The 21,047-nt window shown below is 66.6% G+C and carries 18 protein-coding genes; 8 read left to right on the top strand and 10 right to left on the bottom strand.

Going from position 1 to position 21,047, the window contains the following annotated elements:
• Nucleotides 1-50: 50 nt before the first annotated feature.
• The 4 genes from I6F31_RS16635 to I6F31_RS16650 form a co-directional block, all read right to left on the bottom strand.
• Complete coding sequence (locus I6F31_RS16635; RefSeq protein WP_225144325.1) at nucleotides 51-1,046, bottom strand: hypothetical protein; 996 nt, start codon at nucleotides 1,044-1,046, stop codon at nucleotides 51-53.
• A 313-nt stretch (nucleotides 1,047-1,359) separates the two neighbouring features.
• A complete protein-coding gene (locus I6F31_RS16640; protein WP_225185735.1) occupies nucleotides 1,360-1,857 on the bottom strand; it encodes a TPM domain-containing protein in 498 nt (165 codons plus the stop codon).
• A gap of 5 nt (nucleotides 1,858-1,862) precedes the next feature.
• Complete coding sequence (locus tag I6F31_RS16645) at nucleotides 1,863-2,777, bottom strand: YgcG family protein (RefSeq protein ID WP_225185736.1); 915 nt, start codon at nucleotides 2,775-2,777, stop codon at nucleotides 1,863-1,865.
• Nucleotides 2,778-2,908: 131 nt separating this feature from the next.
• Nucleotides 2,909-3,517, bottom strand: coding sequence for a LemA family protein (locus tag I6F31_RS16650; protein ID WP_225185737.1), 609 nt, complete (start codon nucleotides 3,515-3,517; stop codon nucleotides 2,909-2,911).
• A 143-nt stretch (nucleotides 3,518-3,660) separates the two neighbouring features.
• On the opposite strand from I6F31_RS16650, the gene I6F31_RS16655 reads away from it, so the two are divergent.
• The 3 genes from I6F31_RS16655 to I6F31_RS16665 are packed head-to-tail and all read left to right on the top strand — an operon-like array spanning nucleotide 3,661 to nucleotide 6,879.
• Nucleotides 3,661-4,515, top strand: a complete 855-nt coding sequence (locus I6F31_RS16655) for an enoyl-CoA hydratase (RefSeq protein ID WP_036028670.1) — start codon at nucleotides 3,661-3,663, stop codon at nucleotides 4,513-4,515.
• Between the two features lie 5 nt (nucleotides 4,516-4,520).
• Nucleotides 4,521-5,669: an acyl-CoA dehydrogenase gene (locus tag I6F31_RS16660; RefSeq protein ID WP_225185738.1), complete on the top strand. Its 1,149-nt coding sequence runs from the start codon at nucleotides 4,521-4,523 to the stop codon at nucleotides 5,667-5,669.
• Nucleotides 5,670-5,682: 13 nt separating this feature from the next.
• The gene (locus I6F31_RS16665) at nucleotides 5,683-6,879 is read left to right on the top strand and encodes an acyl-CoA dehydrogenase family protein (protein WP_225185739.1); all 1,197 of its coding nucleotides are present in this window, start codon (nucleotides 5,683-5,685) and stop codon (nucleotides 6,877-6,879) included.
• A 202-nt stretch (nucleotides 6,880-7,081) separates the two neighbouring features.
• Here the strand turns inward: I6F31_RS16665 and I6F31_RS16670 are convergent, their stop codons facing one another.
• From I6F31_RS16670 to I6F31_RS16685, 4 genes are all read right to left on the bottom strand, one after another.
• The gene (locus tag I6F31_RS16670) at nucleotides 7,082-9,406 is read right to left on the bottom strand and encodes a xanthine dehydrogenase family protein molybdopterin-binding subunit (RefSeq protein ID WP_225185740.1); all 2,325 of its coding nucleotides are present in this window, start codon (nucleotides 9,404-9,406) and stop codon (nucleotides 7,082-7,084) included.
• 126 nt (nucleotides 9,407-9,532) lie between these two features.
• Nucleotides 9,533-10,639 (bottom strand): trypsin-like peptidase domain-containing protein, encoded by a 1,107-nt coding sequence (locus I6F31_RS16675; protein WP_036009668.1) that lies wholly within the window; start codon nucleotides 10,637-10,639, stop codon nucleotides 9,533-9,535.
• A 167-nt stretch (nucleotides 10,640-10,806) separates the two neighbouring features.
• Nucleotides 10,807-11,682 (bottom strand): dihydrodipicolinate synthase family protein, encoded by an 876-nt coding sequence (locus tag I6F31_RS16680; protein WP_036009666.1) that lies wholly within the window; start codon nucleotides 11,680-11,682, stop codon nucleotides 10,807-10,809.
• Nucleotides 11,683-11,745: 63 nt separating this feature from the next.
• Entirely contained in the window at nucleotides 11,746-12,711 is a 966-nt protein-coding gene (locus I6F31_RS16685) for a VOC family protein (RefSeq protein WP_036009665.1), read from the bottom strand.
• 191 nt (nucleotides 12,712-12,902) lie between these two features.
• On the opposite strand from I6F31_RS16685, the gene I6F31_RS16690 reads away from it, so the two are divergent.
• Together I6F31_RS16690 and I6F31_RS16695 are read left to right on the top strand one after the other, a co-directional pair.
• Nucleotides 12,903-13,769 carry a S1C family serine protease gene (locus tag I6F31_RS16690; protein ID WP_225185741.1) on the top strand — a complete coding sequence of 289 codons (867 nt, stop codon included), beginning with the start codon at nucleotides 12,903-12,905 and terminating at the stop codon, nucleotides 13,767-13,769.
• Complete coding sequence (locus I6F31_RS16695; RefSeq protein WP_036028685.1) at nucleotides 13,766-14,137, top strand: helix-turn-helix transcriptional regulator; 372 nt, start codon at nucleotides 13,766-13,768, stop codon at nucleotides 14,135-14,137. Before I6F31_RS16690 ends, I6F31_RS16695 begins: the two co-directional genes overlap by 4 nt.
• 25 nt (nucleotides 14,138-14,162) lie before the next feature.
• Here I6F31_RS16695 and I6F31_RS16700 read toward each other — a convergent pair whose 3' ends face one another.
• Nucleotides 14,163-16,499 carry a Tex family protein gene (locus tag I6F31_RS16700; protein ID WP_225151788.1) on the bottom strand — a complete coding sequence of 779 codons (2,337 nt, stop codon included), beginning with the start codon at nucleotides 16,497-16,499 and terminating at the stop codon, nucleotides 14,163-14,165.
• Between the two features lie 241 nt (nucleotides 16,500-16,740).
• Between I6F31_RS16700 and I6F31_RS16705 the strand changes: the two genes are divergently transcribed.
• Nucleotides 16,741-17,850: a ring-opening amidohydrolase gene (locus tag I6F31_RS16705; RefSeq protein WP_225151789.1), complete on the top strand. Its 1,110-nt coding sequence runs from the start codon at nucleotides 16,741-16,743 to the stop codon at nucleotides 17,848-17,850.
• 116 nt (nucleotides 17,851-17,966) lie between these two features.
• Nucleotides 17,967-19,436 (top strand): amidase, encoded by a 1,470-nt coding sequence (locus I6F31_RS16710; protein ID WP_225185742.1) that lies wholly within the window; start codon nucleotides 17,967-17,969, stop codon nucleotides 19,434-19,436.
• A gap of 236 nt (nucleotides 19,437-19,672) precedes the next feature.
• On the opposite strand, the gene I6F31_RS16715 is transcribed toward I6F31_RS16710, so the two are convergent.
• Nucleotides 19,673-19,993 carry a hypothetical protein gene (locus tag I6F31_RS16715; RefSeq protein ID WP_036009675.1) on the bottom strand — a complete coding sequence of 107 codons (321 nt, stop codon included), beginning with the start codon at nucleotides 19,991-19,993 and terminating at the stop codon, nucleotides 19,673-19,675.
• A gap of 135 nt (nucleotides 19,994-20,128) precedes the next feature.
• On the opposite strand from I6F31_RS16715, the gene I6F31_RS16720 reads away from it, so the two are divergent.
• Nucleotides 20,129-21,037 (top strand): PaaI family thioesterase, encoded by a 909-nt coding sequence (locus I6F31_RS16720; RefSeq protein WP_225148033.1) that lies wholly within the window; start codon nucleotides 20,129-20,131, stop codon nucleotides 21,035-21,037.
• Nucleotides 21,038-21,047 lie beyond the last annotated feature (10 nt).

Raw genomic sequence — 21,047 nt, forward strand, 5'->3', positions numbered from 1 at the left:
GCGCCTCACATCGCAGTGAAGCGCCTCTTCGAAAGTCGGATATCGGACGCTCAGCGTCCGGTGATCAGCCCCCTCGAGGTGACGACCACCCAGCGGCCATCCTGGCGGCGGATCGCATCGACACGGCCGACGCCGGGGATGGGGTCGCCGGGATAGACCTCGTAGAGGCCGTCGCGGCCCTCGATCAGCGCGCCGCCATTGCCGGCGCTGCGCAGCCGCCAGCCTTCGATCGTCGGCAGACGCCCAACTTCGGTCTTGGGAGCTGCGGGCGCCGGGACCGGTGCGGCCGCCGCGGTCGCGACCTGCGTCGGCGCGATCGAGCCGGTGGTCTCCTTGGGCACCGCTGCAGCGGCCTGCGCAGGCGCGGCGGGCGGCGTGGCGCGGAGCTTATCGACCGCCTCGGACAGCTTTGCGATCCTGGCCAGCGGCTCGGCCTGCGCCTTTTCGAGCTTGTCCAGGCGGTCGTTGGCCCGGTTGAACTGGGTGAGGCCGGTCTTCGAGCTCTGCTCGACATTGGCCTTCAGGGCGACGAGGTCGGCGTCGATCCGCGCCACGGACGCATCCAGCGCGCTGGTATCGGCGACCTGGACCGGAGCCGGGGCGGGTGCGGCGAAACGCATCATGCCGGCGGTCGCAAGCGCGCCGCTGATCGCGCCGACGCTGGCGGCAATCGCCACCACCGCGGCCATCGCCGACAGCCGGCGCTTGCTGCCGGACTCGCGCGGCTCGTCCGCCTTCCCATGCGGGGCGAACTCCTCGCGCTCCCAGGCGCGGTCGGCGGGCGGCATGACGATGAGCTTGCCGTGCTTCGGCTCGGGCTTGGCCTCAGCTTTGGCGTCAGTCTTGGCCTCAGTCTTGGCCTCAAACTTCGGCACTTCGATCCGCGGCGGCTCAATCTTCGGGGCGTCCGCCTTGACCGGATCGGGCTTGGGCGGCGCTTCGTGGTCGGGGGCGATCGAGGGGGCCTCGATACCCGCGGCAGCCTCGATGGCCTGCGGCGCTGCCGCGTCGATGGCAGCGGAATCCTGGGCAGCCTGCTCGGGCATTGGTTCGCTCACGGCTCAAATACTCCAGTCTCGGTTGACCTTTTGGTAACTTTCATTGCTTGCGAAATCCTTACCTCGGGACCCGCTTACCGAAATTTTAGGAATTCATCCGGGGCCGAATTGGGCCGGGAAAGTGGAACCGGTGTGGCGGGCGTGAAACAGTTCGTAATCGGGGGAAGATGAACGGGGGCGGAATGGCCCCCATGGCGTCATTGCGAGCGCAGCTCCGCGGAGGCAGTCTGGATTGCTTCGTCGCAAGGGCTCCTCGCAATGACGGAGCGCGCCGCGCGCGCTCCGATCAAATCACTATCCGTCACATCACGACGGGAGCATCCGGCAGCTCGTTCGCATGCGGCCCCTGCTTCGGAAAATGCTTTGCCAGTTCGCGCGACACGGCCTCGATGCCCCTGATCACGCCGCGTTCGAACCGGCCCGATCTGAACTCGGCCTCTATCGCGCGGCAGATCGTCTCCCAACCCTCCGCGCCGACTTTCGCGTCGATGCCGCGATCGGCGATGATCTCGACGTCGCGGTCCGCGAGCAGGAGATAGATCAGAACGCCATTGTTGTGGGCGGTGTCCCAGACACGCAGATGCGAGAACACGTCGAGCGCGCGCGCGCGGGCCGGCTGGTTGCGGAACAGCGGGCCGCCGTCGAGCGCCCCTTCGACAACGAAGCGGACCTGGCCGGAATGGGTGGCTTCGCCGCGCTTGATCGCCTGCTCGATGCGGTCGAGCACCGCTTGCGGAAAGATCTGCTTCGCCCGCCAGTGATGCTGCACGAGATGTCGGGCAATGCGCTTGATGCTCATGATCGCTACCAGCTCCCCGAGGCGCCGCCGCCGCCAAAACTGCCGCCGCCGCCGCTGAAGCCGCCGCTACTCGACGATCCGCTGCTCCATCCGCCGGAGGAGCCGCTCGACCACGAGCCGCCGCGCGAGCGGCCCGTGCCCGGCGTGATCGCCGAAAACAGATCGGCGATGAATCCGACGATGAACCCGAGGATGCCGACAGCCGCCGCGAGCGCCGCGGAGCCGAGAATGAGCCAGGTTACGGCTGCGATGATGCCCCCGGTCACCAATGATCCGAGCAGCCGCCCCAGGACCGCGCGGAAGAAACCGCCGACGCCGATCGAAGCGAACAGCGCCACCGCAAACACCGGCGCCAGATCATCCAGACTATTGTGGGCGAAGTTGACGCTGCGCGAGGGCGGCGGCAGCGGCTCGCCGTCAATCACCCGCAACATGCGGTCCACGCCCGCGCTGATGCCCGCGGCGAAGTCGCCGCTCCTGAATTTCGGGGTGATAGCCTCGTCGATGATGCGCCGGGAGGTGACGTCGGTGAGCACGCCTTCGAGACCGTAGCCGACCTCGATGCGCAAATGCCGGTCGTTCTTGGCGACGACGAGGATCGCGCCGTCGTCGACTTTCTTGCGGCCGATCTTCCAGGCCTCCGCGACGCGGATCGAGAACTGCTCGATCGTCTCCGGCTGCGTGGTCGCGACGATCAGGACAGCGATCTGGCTGCCCTTGCGGTTCTCGAAGTCGCGCAGCTTTTGCGTGAGCGTGGCGATGTCGCTGCTGGAGAGCGTGCCGGTCTGATCGACGACACGGCCGGTGAGCTGGGGGACGGCGACGTCGGCATGGGAGGGGAACGCAAAGGTGAGGAGGAGGGCGATGGCGAACACAAAAGAGGCGATCGCTCGATGCGCCCACCAAATCCTCGCTGTCATCGCCCGGCTTGACCGGGCGATCCAGTATTCCAGAGACGCCCGTGGGATGCGGAGAGGCTGCGGCGTACTGGATTCCCCGCCTTCGCGGGGAATGACAGCGGAGTGTGGAGCGCGCATTCGAAACGACGCGCTTACTTCGACGGCGCCGGCGCCGCGTTAAAGTCCACCTTCGGCGCGGTCGAGATCGCCTTCTCGTTCTCGACCGTGAAGTTCGGCTTCTCCTTGTAACCGAACATCATCGCAGTGAGATTGGTCGGGAACGAGCGGACGGTGACGTTATAATCCTGCACTGCCTTGATGTAGCGGTTGCGCGCCACCGTGATGCGGTTCTCGGTGCCCTCGAGCTGCGACATCAAATCCTTGAACAGAGCATCCGACTTCAGCTGCGGATAGTTCTCGGTCACGACCAGGAGGCGCGACAGCGCGCTGGAGAGCTCGCCCTGGGCGGCTTGGAATTTCTGGAACGCGGCGGGATCGTTCAGCACCTCCGGCGTCGCCTGGATGCTGCCGACCTTGGCGCGGGCATTGGTGACGCCGAGCAGCACGTCCTTCTCCTGCTGGGCAAAGCCCTTTACCGAGTTGACGAGATTGGGCACGAGATCGGCACGGCGCTGATACTGGTTCACGACCTCGGACCAATTGGACTTGATCTGCTCGTCCTCGCTCTGGATCGCGTTGTAGCCGCAATTGGTCAGGCTCAGCGAGGCCAGCGCCGCCAGCACGGTCAGGATCTTGCGCATTAAATTTCTCCCGGTGGAATCCGGCGCAAACTATCAGATTGCGCGCCTGAGAACAGCAGCCGGCTGACGCAAGCCTCTTGCCTCGCACCGGCCGACATAGTCAACTCGACGAAACAATAAGACAGAACACCAGGGGGAACGCTATGTCCTCGTTCGAGACCATCCTCGTGGAGCGGCCGGAGCCGGCGATCGTCCGTGTCGTGATGAACCGGCCCGAGGCGCGCAACGCGCAGAACCTGCAAATGACCTACGACCTCAACGCCGCCTTCGACGCGGCGGTGCAGGACGATGCGGTCAAGGTGATCATTCTCGCAGGCAACGGGCCGCACTTCTCCTCCGGCCACGACCTGCGCCCCGGAGACAAGAATACCGCTGGGGTCGATTTCCCGCCGATCGGAAATTGGGGTGGCTTTGCCGAGCCGAACGCCCATGGCCGGTTCGCCCGCGAGCAGGAAATTTATCTCCAGATCACCCGGCGCTGGCGCAATCTGGCAAAGCCCACCATTGCCGAGGTGCATGGCAAGTGCATCGCCGGCGGCTTGATGCTGGCCTGGGCCTGCGACCTCATCGTCGCCAGCGACGATGCGCAGTTCTGCGATCCCGTCGTCACCATGGGCGTGTGCGGCGTCGAATGGTTCGTGCATCCCTGGGAGCTGGGACCACGCAAGGCCAAGGAGTTCCTGTTCACCGCCGACAGCTGGAGCGCGCAGGAGGCGCACCAGCTCGGCATGGTCAACCAAATCGTGCCGCGCGCCGAGCTGTCGTCGCGCGTGCTGGAGCTGGCGCGAAGGATCGCGACAAAACCGTCCTTCGCGCTGAAGCTGACCAAGGAGGCGGTCAACCGCTCGGTCGACGTCATGGGCCAGCCGGCCGCGATCGACCAGGCCTTCGCGCTGCATCAGCTCTGCCACGCGCACAATCTCCAGGAGTTCGGCATGATCGTCGATCCATCCGGCCTGCATCCCTCCGTGCGCAAGCCGCCGGCCGCCGCGGAGTAGACGCGATGGATCTCAATCTCAGTGACGAGCAAAAGTTGCTGCGCGAAAGCGCGGAACGTTTCGTGGCCGAGAGCTACGATGCCGAGCACCGCCGCAAGATGGCGAACGATCCGCTCGGCTTCAGCCCGGCCGTTTGGAAGCAATTCGCCGAGCTCGGCTGGCTAGCGCTGCCGCTTCCGGAAGAGTTCGGCGGGCTCGGCGGCGGCGCGGTCGATATCGGCATCTTGATGGAGGCCTTCGGCCGGGGCCTGGTTTCTGAGCCTTATGTCGCAACCGTCGTGCTCGGGGCCGCGCTGATCGCCAGATGCGGCACCAGCGAGCAGAAGCAGGCGAGCCTGCCCAAGGTGGCGGACGGATCACTGAAGCTTGCCCTGGCGCATTCGGAGCGCGCCGCCCGGTTCGATCTTGCCAAGGTCACGACCAGCGCCAACAAGACCGGACAAGGCTGGCGCCTTTCCGGCAGCAAGATCGCCGTGCTCGACGGACATGCCGCCGACGAGATCATCGTCTCCGCCCATATCCACGATCATCGGGGCCCCTCGGGCCGGATCGGCCTGTTCCTCGTGCAGGCGACGACGTCAGGCCTCGTCATCAGTGATTATCCGCGTCTCGGCGGCGGACGCGCCTGCAACATTGAGCTGTTCGACGCGCATCTGCCGGAAGACGCCCTGCTCGGCGACGGCAGCGACGCCGTGCCCGCGATCGAATGGGCGATCGATCGCGCCATGGCCGCGCTCGGTGCGGAAGCTGTCGGCATCATGCAGACGCTGCTCGACACCACGCTCGACTACACCAAGATCCGAAAACAATTCGGCCGGCCGCTCTCCGCCAACCAGGTGATCCGCCACCGCCTCGCCGACATGGCGATGCAGGTGGACGAGGCCCGCTCGATGGCGCTGCGCGCGGCGTTGAAGGCCGATAGCGCGCCGATCGAGCGTGCCCGGGCAGCCTCGGGCGCGAAGGCGAAGATCGGCAAATGCGCGCGCTTCGTCGGCGAGCAGTCGATCCAGCTCCATGGCGGCATGGGCGTCACCGAGGAGCTTGAGGTCGGCGCCTATTTCAAGCGCCTCGTCGCGTTCGACACGCTGTTCGGCGGCAGCGCGCATCACTATGCCCGCCACGCCGAGCTGAGCCGCAGGGCCATCTCTGCTTAACAAGGAGCGCATCATGGACCTGTCGTTCAATGCCGAGGAGCGCGCCTTCCAGAGCGAGGTGCGCGGCTTCATCGCCAAGAATCTCACCGAGGAAATGAAGCGCGCGACCGCGCTGACGCCATCGGTGTTCTCCGATCCCGACATCGGCATGGCCTGGCAGCGCGCGCTGCACGCCCAAGGCTGGGGCGCGCCGGGCTGGCCGGTCGAATATGGCGGCCCCGACTGGACGCCGGCGCAGCGCTGGATCTTCGAGACTGAATGCGCCCGCGCCGGCGTGCCCAACGTCAACGTGATGGGCGTGAAGATGGTCGGACCCGTCATCATCGGCTTCGGCAGCCCCGAGCAGAAGAATTTCTACCTGCCGCGGATTCTCTCCGGCGAGGATTATTGGTGCCAGGGCTATTCCGAGCCGGGCTCCGGCTCAGATCTGTCGTCCCTCAAGACGCGCGCGGTGCGCGACGGCGACGACTACATCATCAACGGCACCAAGATCTGGACCACGCACGCCCATCACGCCAAACGCATGTTCGCGCTGGTGCGCACCAGCGATGGGCCGCGGCAGCAGGACGGCATCAGCTTCATCCTGATCGACATGAAGACGCCGGGCATCACCATCCGTCCCATCCTCACCATCGGCGGCGACCACGAGGTCAACCAGGTGTTCTTCGACGACGTCCGCGTGCCCGTCGCCAACCGCGTCGGCGAGGAAGGCAAGGGCTGGACCTACGGCAAATATCTGCTCGAGTTCGAGCGCGGCGCGGGCATCGCCTCGGCCAAGCTGCGCGAAGGATTGAAGGCGGTTGCCGATCTTGCCGAGTCCGACCTCACGGGCCGCGCCATCGACAGCCCCGACATCGCGACGCGGATTGCCGAGGTCGAGGTCGACATCGACGCGCTCGAGATGACGGAGCTGCGCGTGCTCTCGGCACTCCAGACCGGCCAGAATCCCGGCGCGGTGTCGTCGATCCTGAAGCTGCGCAACAGCGAGATCCGCCAGGCCGTGACGCGGTTAGGGGCCGACGTGATCGGCCATGACGCCCTCGCCGTCGAGCCGATGCGCCCGCTCTACAAGCTCAACCACGAGCCGGCGACGCCTGAGGAGATGCTGACGGTGATGCCGGAATATCTCAACGGCCGCGCCTACACCATCTTTGGCGGCACCTCGGAAATCCAGCGGGATATTATCGCGAAGATGATGCTGGGGATTTAGGGCGAACCGGCGCCACATCCTCAGTGTCGTCCCCGCGGAGGCGGGGACCCATAACCACAGGCCGAGGTGGTTACGGGGACTCGGAGTTGCCAGCTTCGCGCGACAACCACTCCCTGTGGTTATGGGTCCCGGGCTCGCGCTTTGCGCGCCCCGGGACGACGAGCTGAGTTTGGTGCAATAGCCTGCGCAACAGCTAGCGCACTTACCCCGCCGCCTTCGCGTCCCGGATCGCCTGCCAGATCTTCTGCGGCGTCAGGGGCGTGTTCAGCTGGGTGATGCCGAGCTCGGCGAGCGCGTCCATCACGCCGTTGGTGACGCAGGGCGGGCCGCCGATGGCGCCGGATTCGCCGCAGCCCTTGGCGCCGAGCGGATTGGTGCGGCAGGGCGCGGAATCATCCAGCGTCACCACGATCGGCGGCACGTCATCGGCGCGCGGGATGCAGTAATCCTGGTAGCTCGCGGTCAGCAGCTGGCCGTCGGCATCATACGACACGCCTTCATACAGCGCCTGGCCGATGCCTTGCGCGACGCCGCCATGGATCTGGCCGGTGACCAGCATCGGGTTCACGGCGACGCCGACGTCGTCGACCGTGGTGTAGCGCACGACCTTGGAGACGCCGGTCTCGGGGTCGATCTCGACCTCGCAAATATGCGTGCCGTTCGGCCAGCTGGGACCGTCGACCTCGCCTTCGGAATCGACGCTGAGCCTGGCGCCGCTCTCCTTCTCGGCGAGATCGAACAGGCTGATGCGGCGGTCGGTGCCGACCACGGTGAGCATGCCGCCCTGATATTCGATATCCTCGACCGAAGTCTCCAGCACGTTCGCGGCCTTCTCGCGCGCCTTCTGGATCAAGTCATTCGAGGAGACCGCAACCGCGGTGCCGCCGACGAACAGCGACCGCGAGCCGACGCTGCCGAAGCCCATGGCAAGATCGGTGTCGCCCTGCACCACGTCGATCTTGTCCATGGCAATGCCGAGCGTGTCGGAGATCATCTGGGTGTAGGTGGTCTGCAGCCCCTGCCCCATCGCCATGGTGCCGGAATGCAGCACAACGCGGCCTTGCGAGGTCGCTTGCAGCGTGACCTTCTCGGCGTGGGCGCGGCCGCCGGTCCACTCGATGTAGGAGGTGAGTCCGCGGCCGTAGAGCAGGCCCTTCTTCTTCGCGGCCTTCTTGCGCGCGGCAAAGCCGTCCCAGTCAGCGAGCTTCACGGCGCGGTCGAGCATGTGCGCGAAGGCGCCGGAATCGTAGACCTGGCCGGCCGCATTGGTGTAGGGCAGCTGCGCCGGCTTGATGTAGTTGGCCTTGCGGATCGCGCGCGGGTCCATGCCGATTTTTCGCGCAGCGGCGTCGAACAGGCGCTCGACGATGAACACCGCCTCGGGGCGGCCGGCGCCACGATAGGCCCCGACCGGCGCGGTGTGGGTCATCACCGACTTCACCTCGAAATGCACCAGCGGCAGATCGTAGACGCCGGTCTGCACGAATGGCCCGAGCACCAGCGGGATGATGTTGGCCGCGCCCGAGGAATAGGCCCCGGTGCAGCCGATCGACTTGACGCGATAGGCCAGCACCTTGCCCTTGTCATCCAGCGCGAAGGACGCCGTGGACGTGAGATCACGGCCGTGGGTACCGCCGACGAACTCGTCGGTGCGGTCGCCGCGCCAGCGGATCTTCTTGTTCAGCTTGGTCGCGGCATAGGCGACGATGCCGTCCTCGGGATAGAGATTGGTCTTCTGGCCGAAGCCGCCGCCGATGTCGCCGACCAGCACGCGGACACTGTCCTTGGGACGCTTCAGCACGGCTTCCGCCAGCACGTCGCGGGTCGAGGCCGGCGTCTGCGACTGCACGTGCAGCAGGAGACGGCCGGACTTCTTGTCGATCTCGGCAATGGTCGAGCGCGGCTCCATCGCGGACGGAACGAGACGCTGGCTGACGATATCGAGCTCGACGGTGTGCGCCGCCTTGGCAAAGGCCTCGTCGACCTTGGCGGCATCGCCGTAGCTCATGGCGCCGACGATGTTGTCGGGCGCCTCCGGCCACACCACGGGCGCGCCTGATTTCACCGCCTCGACGGGATCGACCACCGCGGGCTGCACATCGTATTCGACCGCGATCGCCTCGGCCGCGCTCTGCGCCTCCACGCGCGAGGAGGCCACCACCGCGGCCACGGCCTCGCCGGCATAGCGGACGACCTCATGGGCGAGCAGCCGGCGCGGCGGCACGGTCATCGGCTTGCCGTCCGGGCGCTTGAAGATGTTCAGCGTCGGGATGGTGCCGATGTCGTCCTTGACCAAGTCCGCGCCGGTGTAGATCGCGGCAACGCCCGGCATCGAAGCCGCGGCGCTGGTGTCGATCGAGACGATCTTGGCGTGGGCGTGCGGCGAGCGCAGCACGTGCAACCACAGCGCGCCGTCGGCCGGCTTATCGTCGATGAACTGTCCCTTCCCGGTGAGCAGCCTCTGGTCTTCCAAACGCTTGACGGGCTGCCCCGCTCCGAAACGCAAATTGCCGGGAAGAATGTTCATTCCGCTGTATCCTCGAGATCGGGAAAAACGACGGCGGCGGTTTTAACCGATTTTGCGCGCCAGACAACCGAGCCCCGGCACATCTGCGATGCGCGTCAGAGCCCCTTGCAGGGGCGGATTGGGCGGCTAGGACCTGTCGATATCGACAATGCTCACATTCACGTCACGGGTGTCCGAGCCGCGCTTGACCGTGAGCCGAACGGTCTTTCCGGCCCCGGCCTGCTCGAGCGCATCGGTCAGGTCGGCAAGGCGCCGCACCGGCTTGCCTTCCACCGCGGTGATGATGTCTCCGACCGCTCCCGTGGAAAAGTTGACGCCGCGAATCCCCGCCCGCTCGGCAGGACTGCCGGGGGCCGTCCGCACCACGATCACCCCTTCGACAGCAAGCCGGGTCGACACATCCTCGCCGGCGGCCACGATGCCGATGCCCGGCGTCGGCACGCGGCCGTTGCGGATCAGCTCGGGCACGATCCGGTTCACGACATCGACCGGCACCGCGAAGCCGATGCCGGCGTTCGATCCGGAGGGCGAGATGATCGCAGTCGTGACGCCGATCAGCCGGCCGGCGGAATCCAATAGCGGCCCGCCCGAATTGCCGGGATTGATCGCGGCATCGGTCTGGATGACGTTCGCGATCTCCCGGCCGCCATGGGTCGGGAGCCGGCGCTTGAGCGCGCTGATGATGCCGGAAGTCATCGACTGATCCAGCCCGAAGGGATTGCCGATCGCGAAAGCGGATTGTCCGACTTTCAGGTCGCTCGAACTGCCGAGAGCGATCGGCGCTGGAAGCTGGCGCACGCTGCGGATGCGCAACACCGCGAGATCGTAATTGGGCGCCGTGCCGACCAGGTCGACCTGGGCCACCTCACCCGAGGCAAAGCGCACGGCGATCTCGCCGCCATTGGCGACAACATGATTGTTCGTCACCAGGTGGCCGTCGCGGTCCCAGACAAATCCCGTGCCGGAAGCACCGCCGCCGGCCTGGCTCTCCTCGCCCATGAGGGGACTTGCCGCCGACTTGGCCGCAACCTGAACGACCGACGGCGATACGCGCTCGAAGATGTCGATGGTTGCCTTCTCGCCGTCCCACAGCGGCCCGCGCTGCTCGACGGCACGTGCGGAGGGCGCGGCCCATGGGACATACGAGACGGGGACATGCAGGATCTTCGCGGCCGTGACCGCGACCAGCAGGGCGGCGAAGGCTGCCGCGGCAATCGCATAGCGACGATTCATTGGGTGATCACCGTGTCTTGTGCTGAATGCGGGCTGTGAGATGCACATGCATGAAGTGGCAGGATCTCGCTTACGCAGCAACGTCGCAAACGCGCGGAAGTTTCTCGGTCAGGTATGGACCATTTTGCGCCCGGCACGGATGCCGGGGCATATTGCCGCGTGGCGAGCTATTCCAGCTCGCGCAGCGCCGTTTCCACGATTTTGCGCGCATCCGCCGTCAGTGGCGCCTGCGGCGGGACGGGGCCGCCGACGTCATAGCCCTGGATCGCAAGGCCGGCCTTGATGCACGCCGCGAGATTGAAACGGGCGAAGGCTTCGTTGATCCGCCACAGCCGCCGCTGCAGCGCCATGGCCTCGTCCCAGCGGCCGGCCGTGCATAGATCGTAGAGCATCACGCTCTGGCGCGGGATGATGCAGGCAGGTCCCGCCATCCAGCCGCGGCCGCCGATCAGCATCACCGCCGCCGGAATGTGGGCGGAGGCGGAGAACACGCGCAAGGAGTCCCCGCAGCGGTTCATGATCGAGAGCAGCCGACCGGTGTTGGTCGAGGCATCCTTGATGTAGCCGATGCGCGGATGCTCGGCGAGGCGCGCGATGACGTCGAGCGTGAGATCGGAGCGCTGGAATTGCGGATTGGTGTAGATGACGACGGGAATGTCGACGGCATCGGCAATGGCGCGGAAATAGGATTCGACCTGCGCATCGGCCAGGGGGAAATACGCCTCCAAAATCGCAAGGATGCCGTCGGCCCCACACTTCTGGCAGGCTTTCGCCTGCGCCACCGCATCCGCCGTTGCGGTCGAGGCGACGCCGGCGATAACAGGCACGCGCCCCTGCGCGGCCTCAATCGTGGTCTGCACGACCGCCATGCGTTGCGCGGCGTTCAGGTAAGCGAATTCGCCGGTCGAGCCCAACGGCGTCAGCCCGTGCACGCCGGCGCCGATCAGGTCGTCGCAGAGTTTTGCCAGCACGTTGGTTCGCACCGTGCCGTCGGCATCGATGGGCGAGACGAGATACGGAAAGACACCGTGGAATTCGGACATGCGGCGCGGATCCCGGTCGATTGGTTTGCGGCTGACGGCTATTACCAATGCCGGCGCCGGCGATCAAACCCTGAGCAGACGCACCCGCGTGCCCCAGGGATCGATCGCCTCCACCCCGTCCGCAAGCGCCGTGACCTTCACACCGCCTTTGCGCAGCCGTTCTTCCTGCGCGGCGAGCAGCTCCGGCTTCGCCATCACCAGCGAGAACCAGGCAAGACCGGTCGTGGACTCGTCGCGCTGGCCGGCGCCCTGGCTCTGCCAGACATTCATGCCGAGGTGATGGTGATAGCGGCCCGACGCCAGGAACGCGGCGCCGCTGCGGCGACGAGTCGGGTCGAGGCCGACGGTGCCGTGATAGAAGCTCTCGGCCTGGGCGAGATCGCCGACGCGCAGATGCATGTGGCCGATGCGCATTCCGTCCGGCGCCTTGGCATAATCGGGAACGCGCGTATTGGTGAGCGACAACAGGTCGGGAATGTTGAGCTCGTCGGTCGCCATCTTCACGCTACCCTCGCTCCATTGCCATTGCGAGGGGTCGCGGTCGGCATAGACCTCGATGCCGTTGCCTTCGGGGTCGTCGAGATAGACGGATTCGGAGACGAGATGATCGGCAAAGCCCGACAACGGCACGCGGTGCGAGGCGGCATGAACCAGCCAGCGCGCCAGATCCTTGCGGGTCGGCATCAGGAAGGCGGTATGGTAGAGGCCTGCGGCGCTGCGCGATTCAATCGCGGCTTCGGGACGGGCCTCCAGCACCAGCAGCGTGAGGCCTGATGTGCCGAGCTTGGCTGTGGCCGCCGAGCGCTCCATCACGGTGAGCCCGATCACATCGCGGTAATAATCTGCGACTTTGTCGAGGCTCTTCACCCGCAGCGTCACCATGCCGACCCGCATCGGCGTACGGCTGGCAAAGGTGGGGCCGCCGCCCTGCGCTGTGCCCTCGGCACGGGCCGCGGCTGCGGCGGCCATGGCGAGCGAGGTGGCGCCGGCGAGCTGCAGCAGGGTGCGGCGGGTCAAGTCGATGGTCATCGGTCGGGCTCGCTGGAAATCCTCGAGGCCAAATGGCCCAATTTTGGGATTGCTACACGTTCCCGTGAGGCGCTCCCAATCACATGTTCGTCGGTCGCGGTCTTGCGGAGGCCGTCCTTGTCCTGGCCACCCGGCCAGTTTCGCAATCGCCCGCGGCATCCCAGATTGAGGACAACTTACGGGAGCCCGCCATGACTGATCTTAGTCCCCTGTCCTCACTGTCCTCCGCGCTCGCGGACATTGTGGCGCGCACCGCGCCGTCCGTCGTCTCCGTGCATTCGCATCGCTCTCGCGCGACCGGCTTTGCCTGGAAGCCCGGCCTGATCGTCACCGCCGACGAGGCGCTGGCCGACGAGGGGGCAGTCGAGATCGCCCTTGCGGACGGCGGCACCGCGTCCGCCACGATCGTCGGCCGCGACCATACGACCGATATCGCGCTGTTGCGCACGGAGGCCGCCATCGCACCGGTCAAGCTCGCCGCAACCGTCCCGCCACTGGGCGCATTGTCGATCGTGGTCGCGACCAGCCGGGAGACACCGAGCGCGGCGCTCGGGCTGGTGTCGGCGTCCGGAAAGAGCTGGCGTTCCTTGCGCGGCGGCGACATCGACTCGCGGATTGAGCTCGATGTCCGCCTGCGTGGCAGCCAGCAGGGCGGGCTCGCCCTCGACGCGTCGGGCGAAGCCTTCGGCATGGCCGTGCTCGGACCGCGGCGGGTGCTGGTGATCCCGACGGCGACGATCGAGCGTGTCGCGCCGCAGCTCGAGGCGCGCGGCCGCATCGCGCGCGGATATCTCGGCCTCGGACTGCAGCCGGTGCGGCTCGACGAGGGCATCGGCGCAATGGTGATGAACGTCGACAAGGCCGGGCCTTCGGCCGCGGCCGGCATCCGCCAGGGCGACGTGATCGTGGCGGTCAACGGCCAGAAGTTGTCGGGCGTGCGCGAGCTGTCGCGAACGCTGGGACCTGCAAGCGTCGGCGCGGAGGTCGACGTCGCCGTGCACCGTGGCGGCGAGCCGGTCAGCTTCAAGGTCACGGTCGGCGAAAGGCCGGAGGCGTGAGCGAGGACAAGACGGCCGAGATCGTATTGTCGCTGGAGATCGACGACCCCACACTCGCCGATCGCCTCGCGGCCCTGCTCGGCAATGTCGCCGGGCTTCGCCTCGCCGCGCCCGGCGAGCAGGCCGCCGCGACAATCATAGCCCGCGATCCGCGCATCAGCCCTGCGGACATCGCGCTGACGCAGCGCGAGCTCGACGTGCTGGCGCTGATGGCCGAAGGCGCCTCCAACAAGATGATCGCCCGGCAGCTCGGCATCTCCGTGCACACCGTGAAATTCCATGTCGGCTCGTTGCTCGACAAGCTCGACGCCACCGGCCGCACCGATGCGGTGGCGCATGCGGCGCGCCGCGGCGTGATCGAGCTTTGACAGCCCTAACGGCGCCGCTCAGCCGCTACACCCGCTTGCCGTTGTTCTTCTCCGCCGCGCGGCGCAGCGCTTCGGCGAGCGCGCCGCCGCCCGAAGATTCCTGCTTGCGCGGCGCAGACGACGTCATGCGGCTTGCGTTGCGCTGATTGTTGTCGCGCTGCATGCCGGGGGCGTCCTTCTTAGGCCCGACCTCGTCGTCGAGGCGTAGCGTCAGCGAGATGCGCTTGCGGGCCACCTCGAAGTCCAGCACCTTCACCTTGACGATGTCGCCGGGCTTCACCACCTCGCGCGGGTCCTTGATGTAGGTCTTCGACATCGCCGAGATGTGCACGAGGCCATCCTGGTGCACGCCGATGTCGACGAAGGCGCCGAAGGCGGCGACGTTTGTCACGGTGCCCTCGAGGATCATGCCCTTCTTGAGATCCTTGATCTCCTCGACGCCTTCCTTGAACACCGCCGCCTTGAACGCAGGGCGCGGGTCGCGACCGGGCTTTTCCAACTCGCGAAGGATGTCGGTGACGGTCGGCAGACCGAAGGTCTCGTCGACGAAATCCTTCGGCTTCAGCGTGCGCACGACGTCGCTGTTGCCGATCAGCGCCTTGATGTCGCTCCTGGTCGCTTCGAGAATCCGGCGCACCACGGGATAGGCTTCTGGATGCACGCCGGAGGCATCGAGCGGATCCTCGCCGCCGAGGATACGCAGGAAGCCCGCGCACTGCTCGAACGCCTTCGGCCCGAGCCGCGGCACGTCCTTGAGCGCCTTGCGCGACTTGAACGGGCCGTTGGCGTCGCGATGCGCCACGATGCTCTGGGCAAGGCCGGAGCCGACGCCCGACACGCGCGCCAGCAGCGGCGCGGAGGCGGTGTTGACGTCGACGCCGACCGCGTTCACGCAATCCTCGACCACGGCGTCGAGCGATTTGGCGAGCTTGGCCTGGCCGAGGTCGTGCTGATACTGGCCGACGCCGATCGCCTTCGGCTCGATCTTGACGAGCTCGGCGAGCGGGTCCTGCAGGCGCCGCGCGATCGACACCGCGCCGCGCAGGGTGACGTCGAGGCCGGGCAGCTCCTCCGAGGCGAAGGCCGAGGCCGAATAGACGGACGCGCCGGCTTCCGACACCACGATCTTGTTCATCTTCAGCTCAGGCAGACCCTTGACCAGCTCGGTGGCGAGCTTGTCGGTCTCGCGCGAGGCGGTGCCGTTGCCGATCGCGATCAGCTCGACGCGGTGCTTGATTGCGAGCCGGCCGAGCGTCGCCAGCGACTCGTTCCATTGCCGCTGCGGCTCGTGCGGATAGATCGCGGTGGTGTCGACCACCTTGCCGGTGGCATCGACGACGGCGACCTTCACGCCGGTGCGGTAGCCGGGATCGAGCCCCATGGTGACGCGGGTGCCGGCGGGCGCGGCCAGCAGGAGGTCACGCAGGTTCGAGGCGAACACGCGCACGGCCTCGGTCTCGGCCGAATTCCACAGCCGCATGCGCAGATCGATATTGAGATGCACCTGGATCTTGGTGCGCCAGGCCCAGCGCACGGTATCGATCAGCCAGCGGTCGCCGGGACGCTTGAGATCGGCAATGCCGAACCGCTTCATGATCTTCAACTCATAGGCGCTCGGCACGCCCGGCGGCGGCGCCTCGGCCTCGGGCTGAATTTGCAGGTCGAGAATTTCTTCTTTCTCGCCGCGGAACATCGCGAGGATGCGGTGCGAGGGCAGTTTTGTCAGCGGCTCGGAGAAATCGAAATAGTCGGCGAACTTCTCGCCCTCGGTCTTCTTGCCGTCGCGCACCTTGGAGGCCATGCGCGCATTGGTCCACATCTCCTCGCGCAGGGCGCCGATCAGATCGGCGTCCTCGTCGAAGCGCTCGACCAGGATGGCGCGGGCGCCGTCGAGCGCGGCAGCGGCGTCAGCGACGCCCTTCTCGGCGTTGATGAAGCCTTCGGCGACCACCTTCGGATCATTGCCGGGCTCAGCCATAAGCTGATTGGCGAGCGGCTCGAGGCCGGCTTCCTTGGCGATCTCCGCCTTGGTGCGGCGCTTCGGCTTGAACGGCAGATAGATGTCCTCCAGGCGGGCCTTGCTGTCAGCGGCCATGATGGTGGCTTCCAGCGCGGCGTCGAGCTTGCCCTGCTCGCGAACCGATTCGAGGATGGCCTTGCGGCGGTCCTCGAGCTCGCGCAGGTAAACCAGGCGCTCCTCCAGAGTGCGCAATTGCGCGTCGTCGAGCGCACCGGTCGCTTCCTTGCGGTAGCGGGCGATGAAGGGAACCGTGGCGCCGCCGTCGAGCAGCGTCACCGCCGCCTCGACCTGCTCGGCGCGAACCCCAAGCTCCTGCGCAATTTTCTGGTTGATGTTTGCCACGCGAGATTCCCTCTAATCCAAGCACGCGGGCGCAGGGGCGAACCACCGGCCGCGGGACGCCGCTTATGGACCAACCAAGGTTGATTCATCAAGGTGCGGTGCGCAACCGTCGACAGAGGATTTTTGCCCGACCGATGCGATCTCGCCACATTCGTGGGGGCGCGGCGACTTGACATCGGCCCCGCGTTCCGCGCCTGCTTGCTCCCGCCGGGCCAATGAACTCTCCGCACGAGGACCAATCATGCGTACCACATCGGTCGGCGTCTTCAGGATCGCCACCACGGGACCCGGCGACGTCTCCGGCCTGATGGACTTGATCGGCTCCGGCGCGATCGATCCCGACTCGATCCTTGCCGTTCTCGGCAAGACCGAGGGCAATGGCGGCGTCAACGATTTTACCCGGGAATACGCGGTGGCCGCGCTCTGCACGGCGCTGGCGCCCAAGCTCGGCCTGTCGGCGGAGGCCGTCGAGCAGCGTATCGCCTTCGTGATGTCCGGCGGCACCGAGGGCGTACTCAGTCCGCATCTTACGGTGTTCACACGGAGCGAGGCCGAGCGCCCGGCAGGCCTGTCCGGCAAGCGCCTCAGCATCGGCATGGCGCACACGCGGGACTTCTTGCCCGAGGAGCTCGGCCGCGCCGCGCAGATCGCCGAGACAGCGAAGGCCGTGCAAGCCGCCATGGCCGATGCCGGCATCAACGATCCCGCGGACGTTCATTTCGTGCAGATCAAATGCCCGCTGCTGACCAGCGAGCGCGTTGCGGCGGCAAACGCCCGCGGCAACACAACGGCAACGACAAACGCTTACGGCTCGATGGCCTATTCGCGCGGTGCGTCCGCGTTGGGCGTTGCGGTCGCGCTCGGCGAGATCAGTTCCAACGTCGGCGACGAGGACGTGCTGCGGCGCTATGATCTGTTCTCCAAGGTGGCCTCGACCTCGTCGGGGATCGAGCTGATGCATAACGTCGTCATCGTGCTCGGCAATTCGGCGTCATCGGTAAGTGACTATGTGGTCGGGCATGGCGTGATGGAGGATGCGATCGACGCTGCGGCGGTGCTATCGGCGTTGAACAGTGTCGGGCTCGGCGCTGCGCCGCAAACCACCGCGGGCCGCACGCTCGTCAACATCTTCGCCAAGGCTGAGGCCTCGCCGGACGGCACCGTGCGCGGCTTCCGCCACACCATGCTTGAAGACACTGACATCAGCTCGACACGCCACGCCCGCGCAGCGGTCGGCGGCCTGATCGCGGGCCTTGCTGGCACCGGCGCGGTCTACGTGTCCGGCGGCGCCGAGCATCAGGGGCCGGCCGGCGGCGGCCCGGTTGCAGCGATCGCACGACTGTCGGATTGATAGCCGGCAGCCCGACCTCTCCGCCGGGCGCAACCCTGCCCCTCGTGGCGCCTCGGTTGATTCACGCGGGCCGTTGCGAAAAAGGTGACGCCGCGACCTTAAGGGGATTTGACTTCATGACTTTGCCGATGAGCTGGAATGAATGGGCACAGCACGATGGCGTCGCGCTGGCGGGGCGCGTTCGCAAGGGCGAGCTGACGGCGAAGGAGCTGGCGCGCCAGGCCGCCGCGGGCGTTGCCAAAGTCAATCCAGCGCTGTCCGGCGTGGTCGAGCTGTTCGAGGACGTGATCGCCGATCCCGCCAAGGACGGCGCCAATCTCGCAGGTCCGTTCGCCGGCCTGCCCTTCCTGATGAAGGACCTCGGGCCGACCATGAAGGGCCGGCTGCAGGAGATGGGCTCGCTCTTGATGCGCGGCAATCGCGCCAGCGCCGATACGTTCCTCACCGGCAAATTCCGTCAGGCGGGGCTCAACCTGATCGGTCGCACCACGACGCCAGAATTCGGCGTGTGCTCGTCGGCCGACAATCCTGCCGTCTACGTCACGCGCAATCCCTGGAATACGGACTACACCACCTGCGGCTCATCGGCAGGCAGCGCGGCGATGGTGGCCGCGGGCGTGGTGCCGATCGCGCATGCGACCGACGGCGGCGGCTCGATCCGCATTCCCGCCGGCGTCAACGGCAATATCGGCCTGAAGGTCTCGCGCGGCGTGTTCTCGCTCGCGCCGCACATGTCGGACCTGACCGGCCTCGTCTCGATCCAGGGCTGCCAGTCGCGCTCGGTGCGCGACACTGCCGCCTTCGTCGATCATGCGCGCGGGCCTGCGCCCGGCGAGTTCATGCCGTTCTGGACCACGGCGCAGCCTTATTGCGAGATGATCAAGCGCGATCCCGGCAAGCTTCGCATCGCGCTGTCGCACACATGGGGCAATTACACCGCGACGCCCGAGCTCGCTGCCGAGCTGGAGAAGGCCGGACGCTTCCTCGAAGGCCTCGGCCATCACGTCGACTATGCGCTGCCGGAGATCGACCTCCCGGCCGCCTTCGAGGCGCAGACCACCTGCTACATCTCGAACTTCGCGGTGGTGATCTCCAATATGCTCGCTGCGCGCGGACTGGAAAAGCCGCCGGAGGATCTGATCGAGCCGATGAACATCCGCATCTGGGAAGCCGGGCGCCACACCAGCTTTGCCGAGCGGGCGAAGATGCAGGCCGTGTTCAACACGACCTCGCGCGGCTTCGGCAGCTTCTTCGAGCAATGGGACGTGATCCTGACGCCGATCACGGCGCTGCCGACGCCGAAGGTCGGCACCAGGGAATATCTCACCATCTCGGACAATCCTGATGTGCGCGACTGGTTCGAGAATCTCTGGCGCTTCTTCGCCTTCACGCCGCTCGCCAATCTCTGCGGCATGCCGGCGATCTCGATGCCGATGGCGGCGCAAGACCACGGCCTGCCGCTCGGCATCCAGGCCATCGCCAAGCAGGCCAATGACGGCCTGTTGCTGCAGCTAGCCGCCCAGATCGAGCGCGCGCTCGACGGCAAGTGGAACGGCGGCAAAAAACCGAAGGTGCATGTAGGCTAACTAGAGCGTGATGAGATCAGTTCGATCGCTACGGCGGAGGTGCACTCCCTCTCCCGCTTGCGGGAGAGGGCTGGGGAGAGGGTGTTTCCGCGATGGGACAATCCCCTAGAGGAGAAAGCCCTCACCCGCGCCTTCGGCGCGACCTCTCCCGCAAGCGGGAGAGGTTGCAGCGAGCCCGTGGCATGGATCTCGCTTTAGCAAGTGTGCGATCGCATCGATACGCGATCGCAACAGCCTCAGTTCTTGACCGCCGGTATCTCCTCCGCCACCGGCTGCTTCTGACCCTGCTGATACATCGCGAGCGCCTTTTCGAGGGCTTCGCGCAGTGCCAGTGCTGCGGCGACACTGCAACGCAGATGCGCGGTCTGGACCACGTCGACCCTGACGGCGGCGCCGACCGGCATCAACAGGTTTGCGGCAAGCTCGATCTGGATCGCGCCGTTGTGGTGACCGAAGCAGGATGCGCCGTCGAAATAGATGATCGGCGCCCGCTCGGCGCTGGAGGTGGAAATGGTGACGGGCCCCTGGGCGGTCGAGGGCGTTTCGGGGTCGGCCATGGGCGCTCCTTGCAGTGCATCGACGAACGAAGCGCCCACCATCGGCGCTTCGGCGCGCCCTGTCGAGACCAAACCGCCGATGCGGGGCTCATTCCGGGTTTTGCGCGAGGCCCGACACTGGTCTAGAAGGTCCCCATGAGCACCACGCCGACCACGCTTGCCTTCGAGGAACTCGCCGAGGCCATCAAGGGCCGCCGCTCCGATTACGGCCATATCAGCGGGCTCCAGCTCGACCGGTTCGCACCTGGCGAGGCGTGGTCCAGCCTGCCCTATCGACCGGCCTTCGTCGGCGACACCGCGACCGGCGTGCTGCATGGCGGCGTCGTCACCGCGATGCTGGACGAGAGCTGCGGCATGGCGGTGCAACTTGCGCTCGACGGCACCCGCGCGATCGCGACCCTGGACCTTCGCATCGACTACCAGAAACCGGCAACGCCCGGCCTCGACATCAAGGCGCATTCGGTCTGCTACCGCACCACGCGCTCGATCGCCTTCGTGCGCTCCACCGCCTATCAGGAGTCCGAGGACGATCCGGTCGCGACCGCGACCGCCTGCTTCATGATCGGCGCCAACCGCACCAACATGCTCGCCGACCACCGGATGGATGCGCGCAGCATCCCGACGCTGGAGGCGCCGGAGGATCCGGACGGGCCCTTTGCGCGCAGCCCGTTCGCGCGCGCGCTCGGCATCCGCGTCAACGATGACGGCACGCTGACGATGCCGTTCTCGCCGCAGATCATCGGCAATCCGATCCTGCCGGCGATCCATGGCGGCATGACGGGCGCCTTCCTCGAGACCACCGCCATCATCGGCGTGGCGCGGGAGCTCGGCGCTGGCGCACCGCCCAAGCCGATCGGCCTCACCGTCAACTACTTGCGCTCCGGACGCGCGCTCGACACGTTTGCCGACGTCTCGATCGTGAAGCAGGGCCGACGTATCGTCGCCTTCGAGGCGCGGGCCTGGCAGGACGATGCGACGAGGCCGATCGCCACCGCTTTCGGTCACTTCATGCTGCGCCCGACGCCTGGAAGTGACGAGGAATAAGCCCATTTTG

This window comes from Bradyrhizobium sp. NBAIM01 (assembly GCF_020194115.1).
In the GTDB taxonomy this organism is placed as follows: Bacteria; Pseudomonadota; Alphaproteobacteria; order Rhizobiales; family Xanthobacteraceae; genus Bradyrhizobium; species Bradyrhizobium yuanmingense.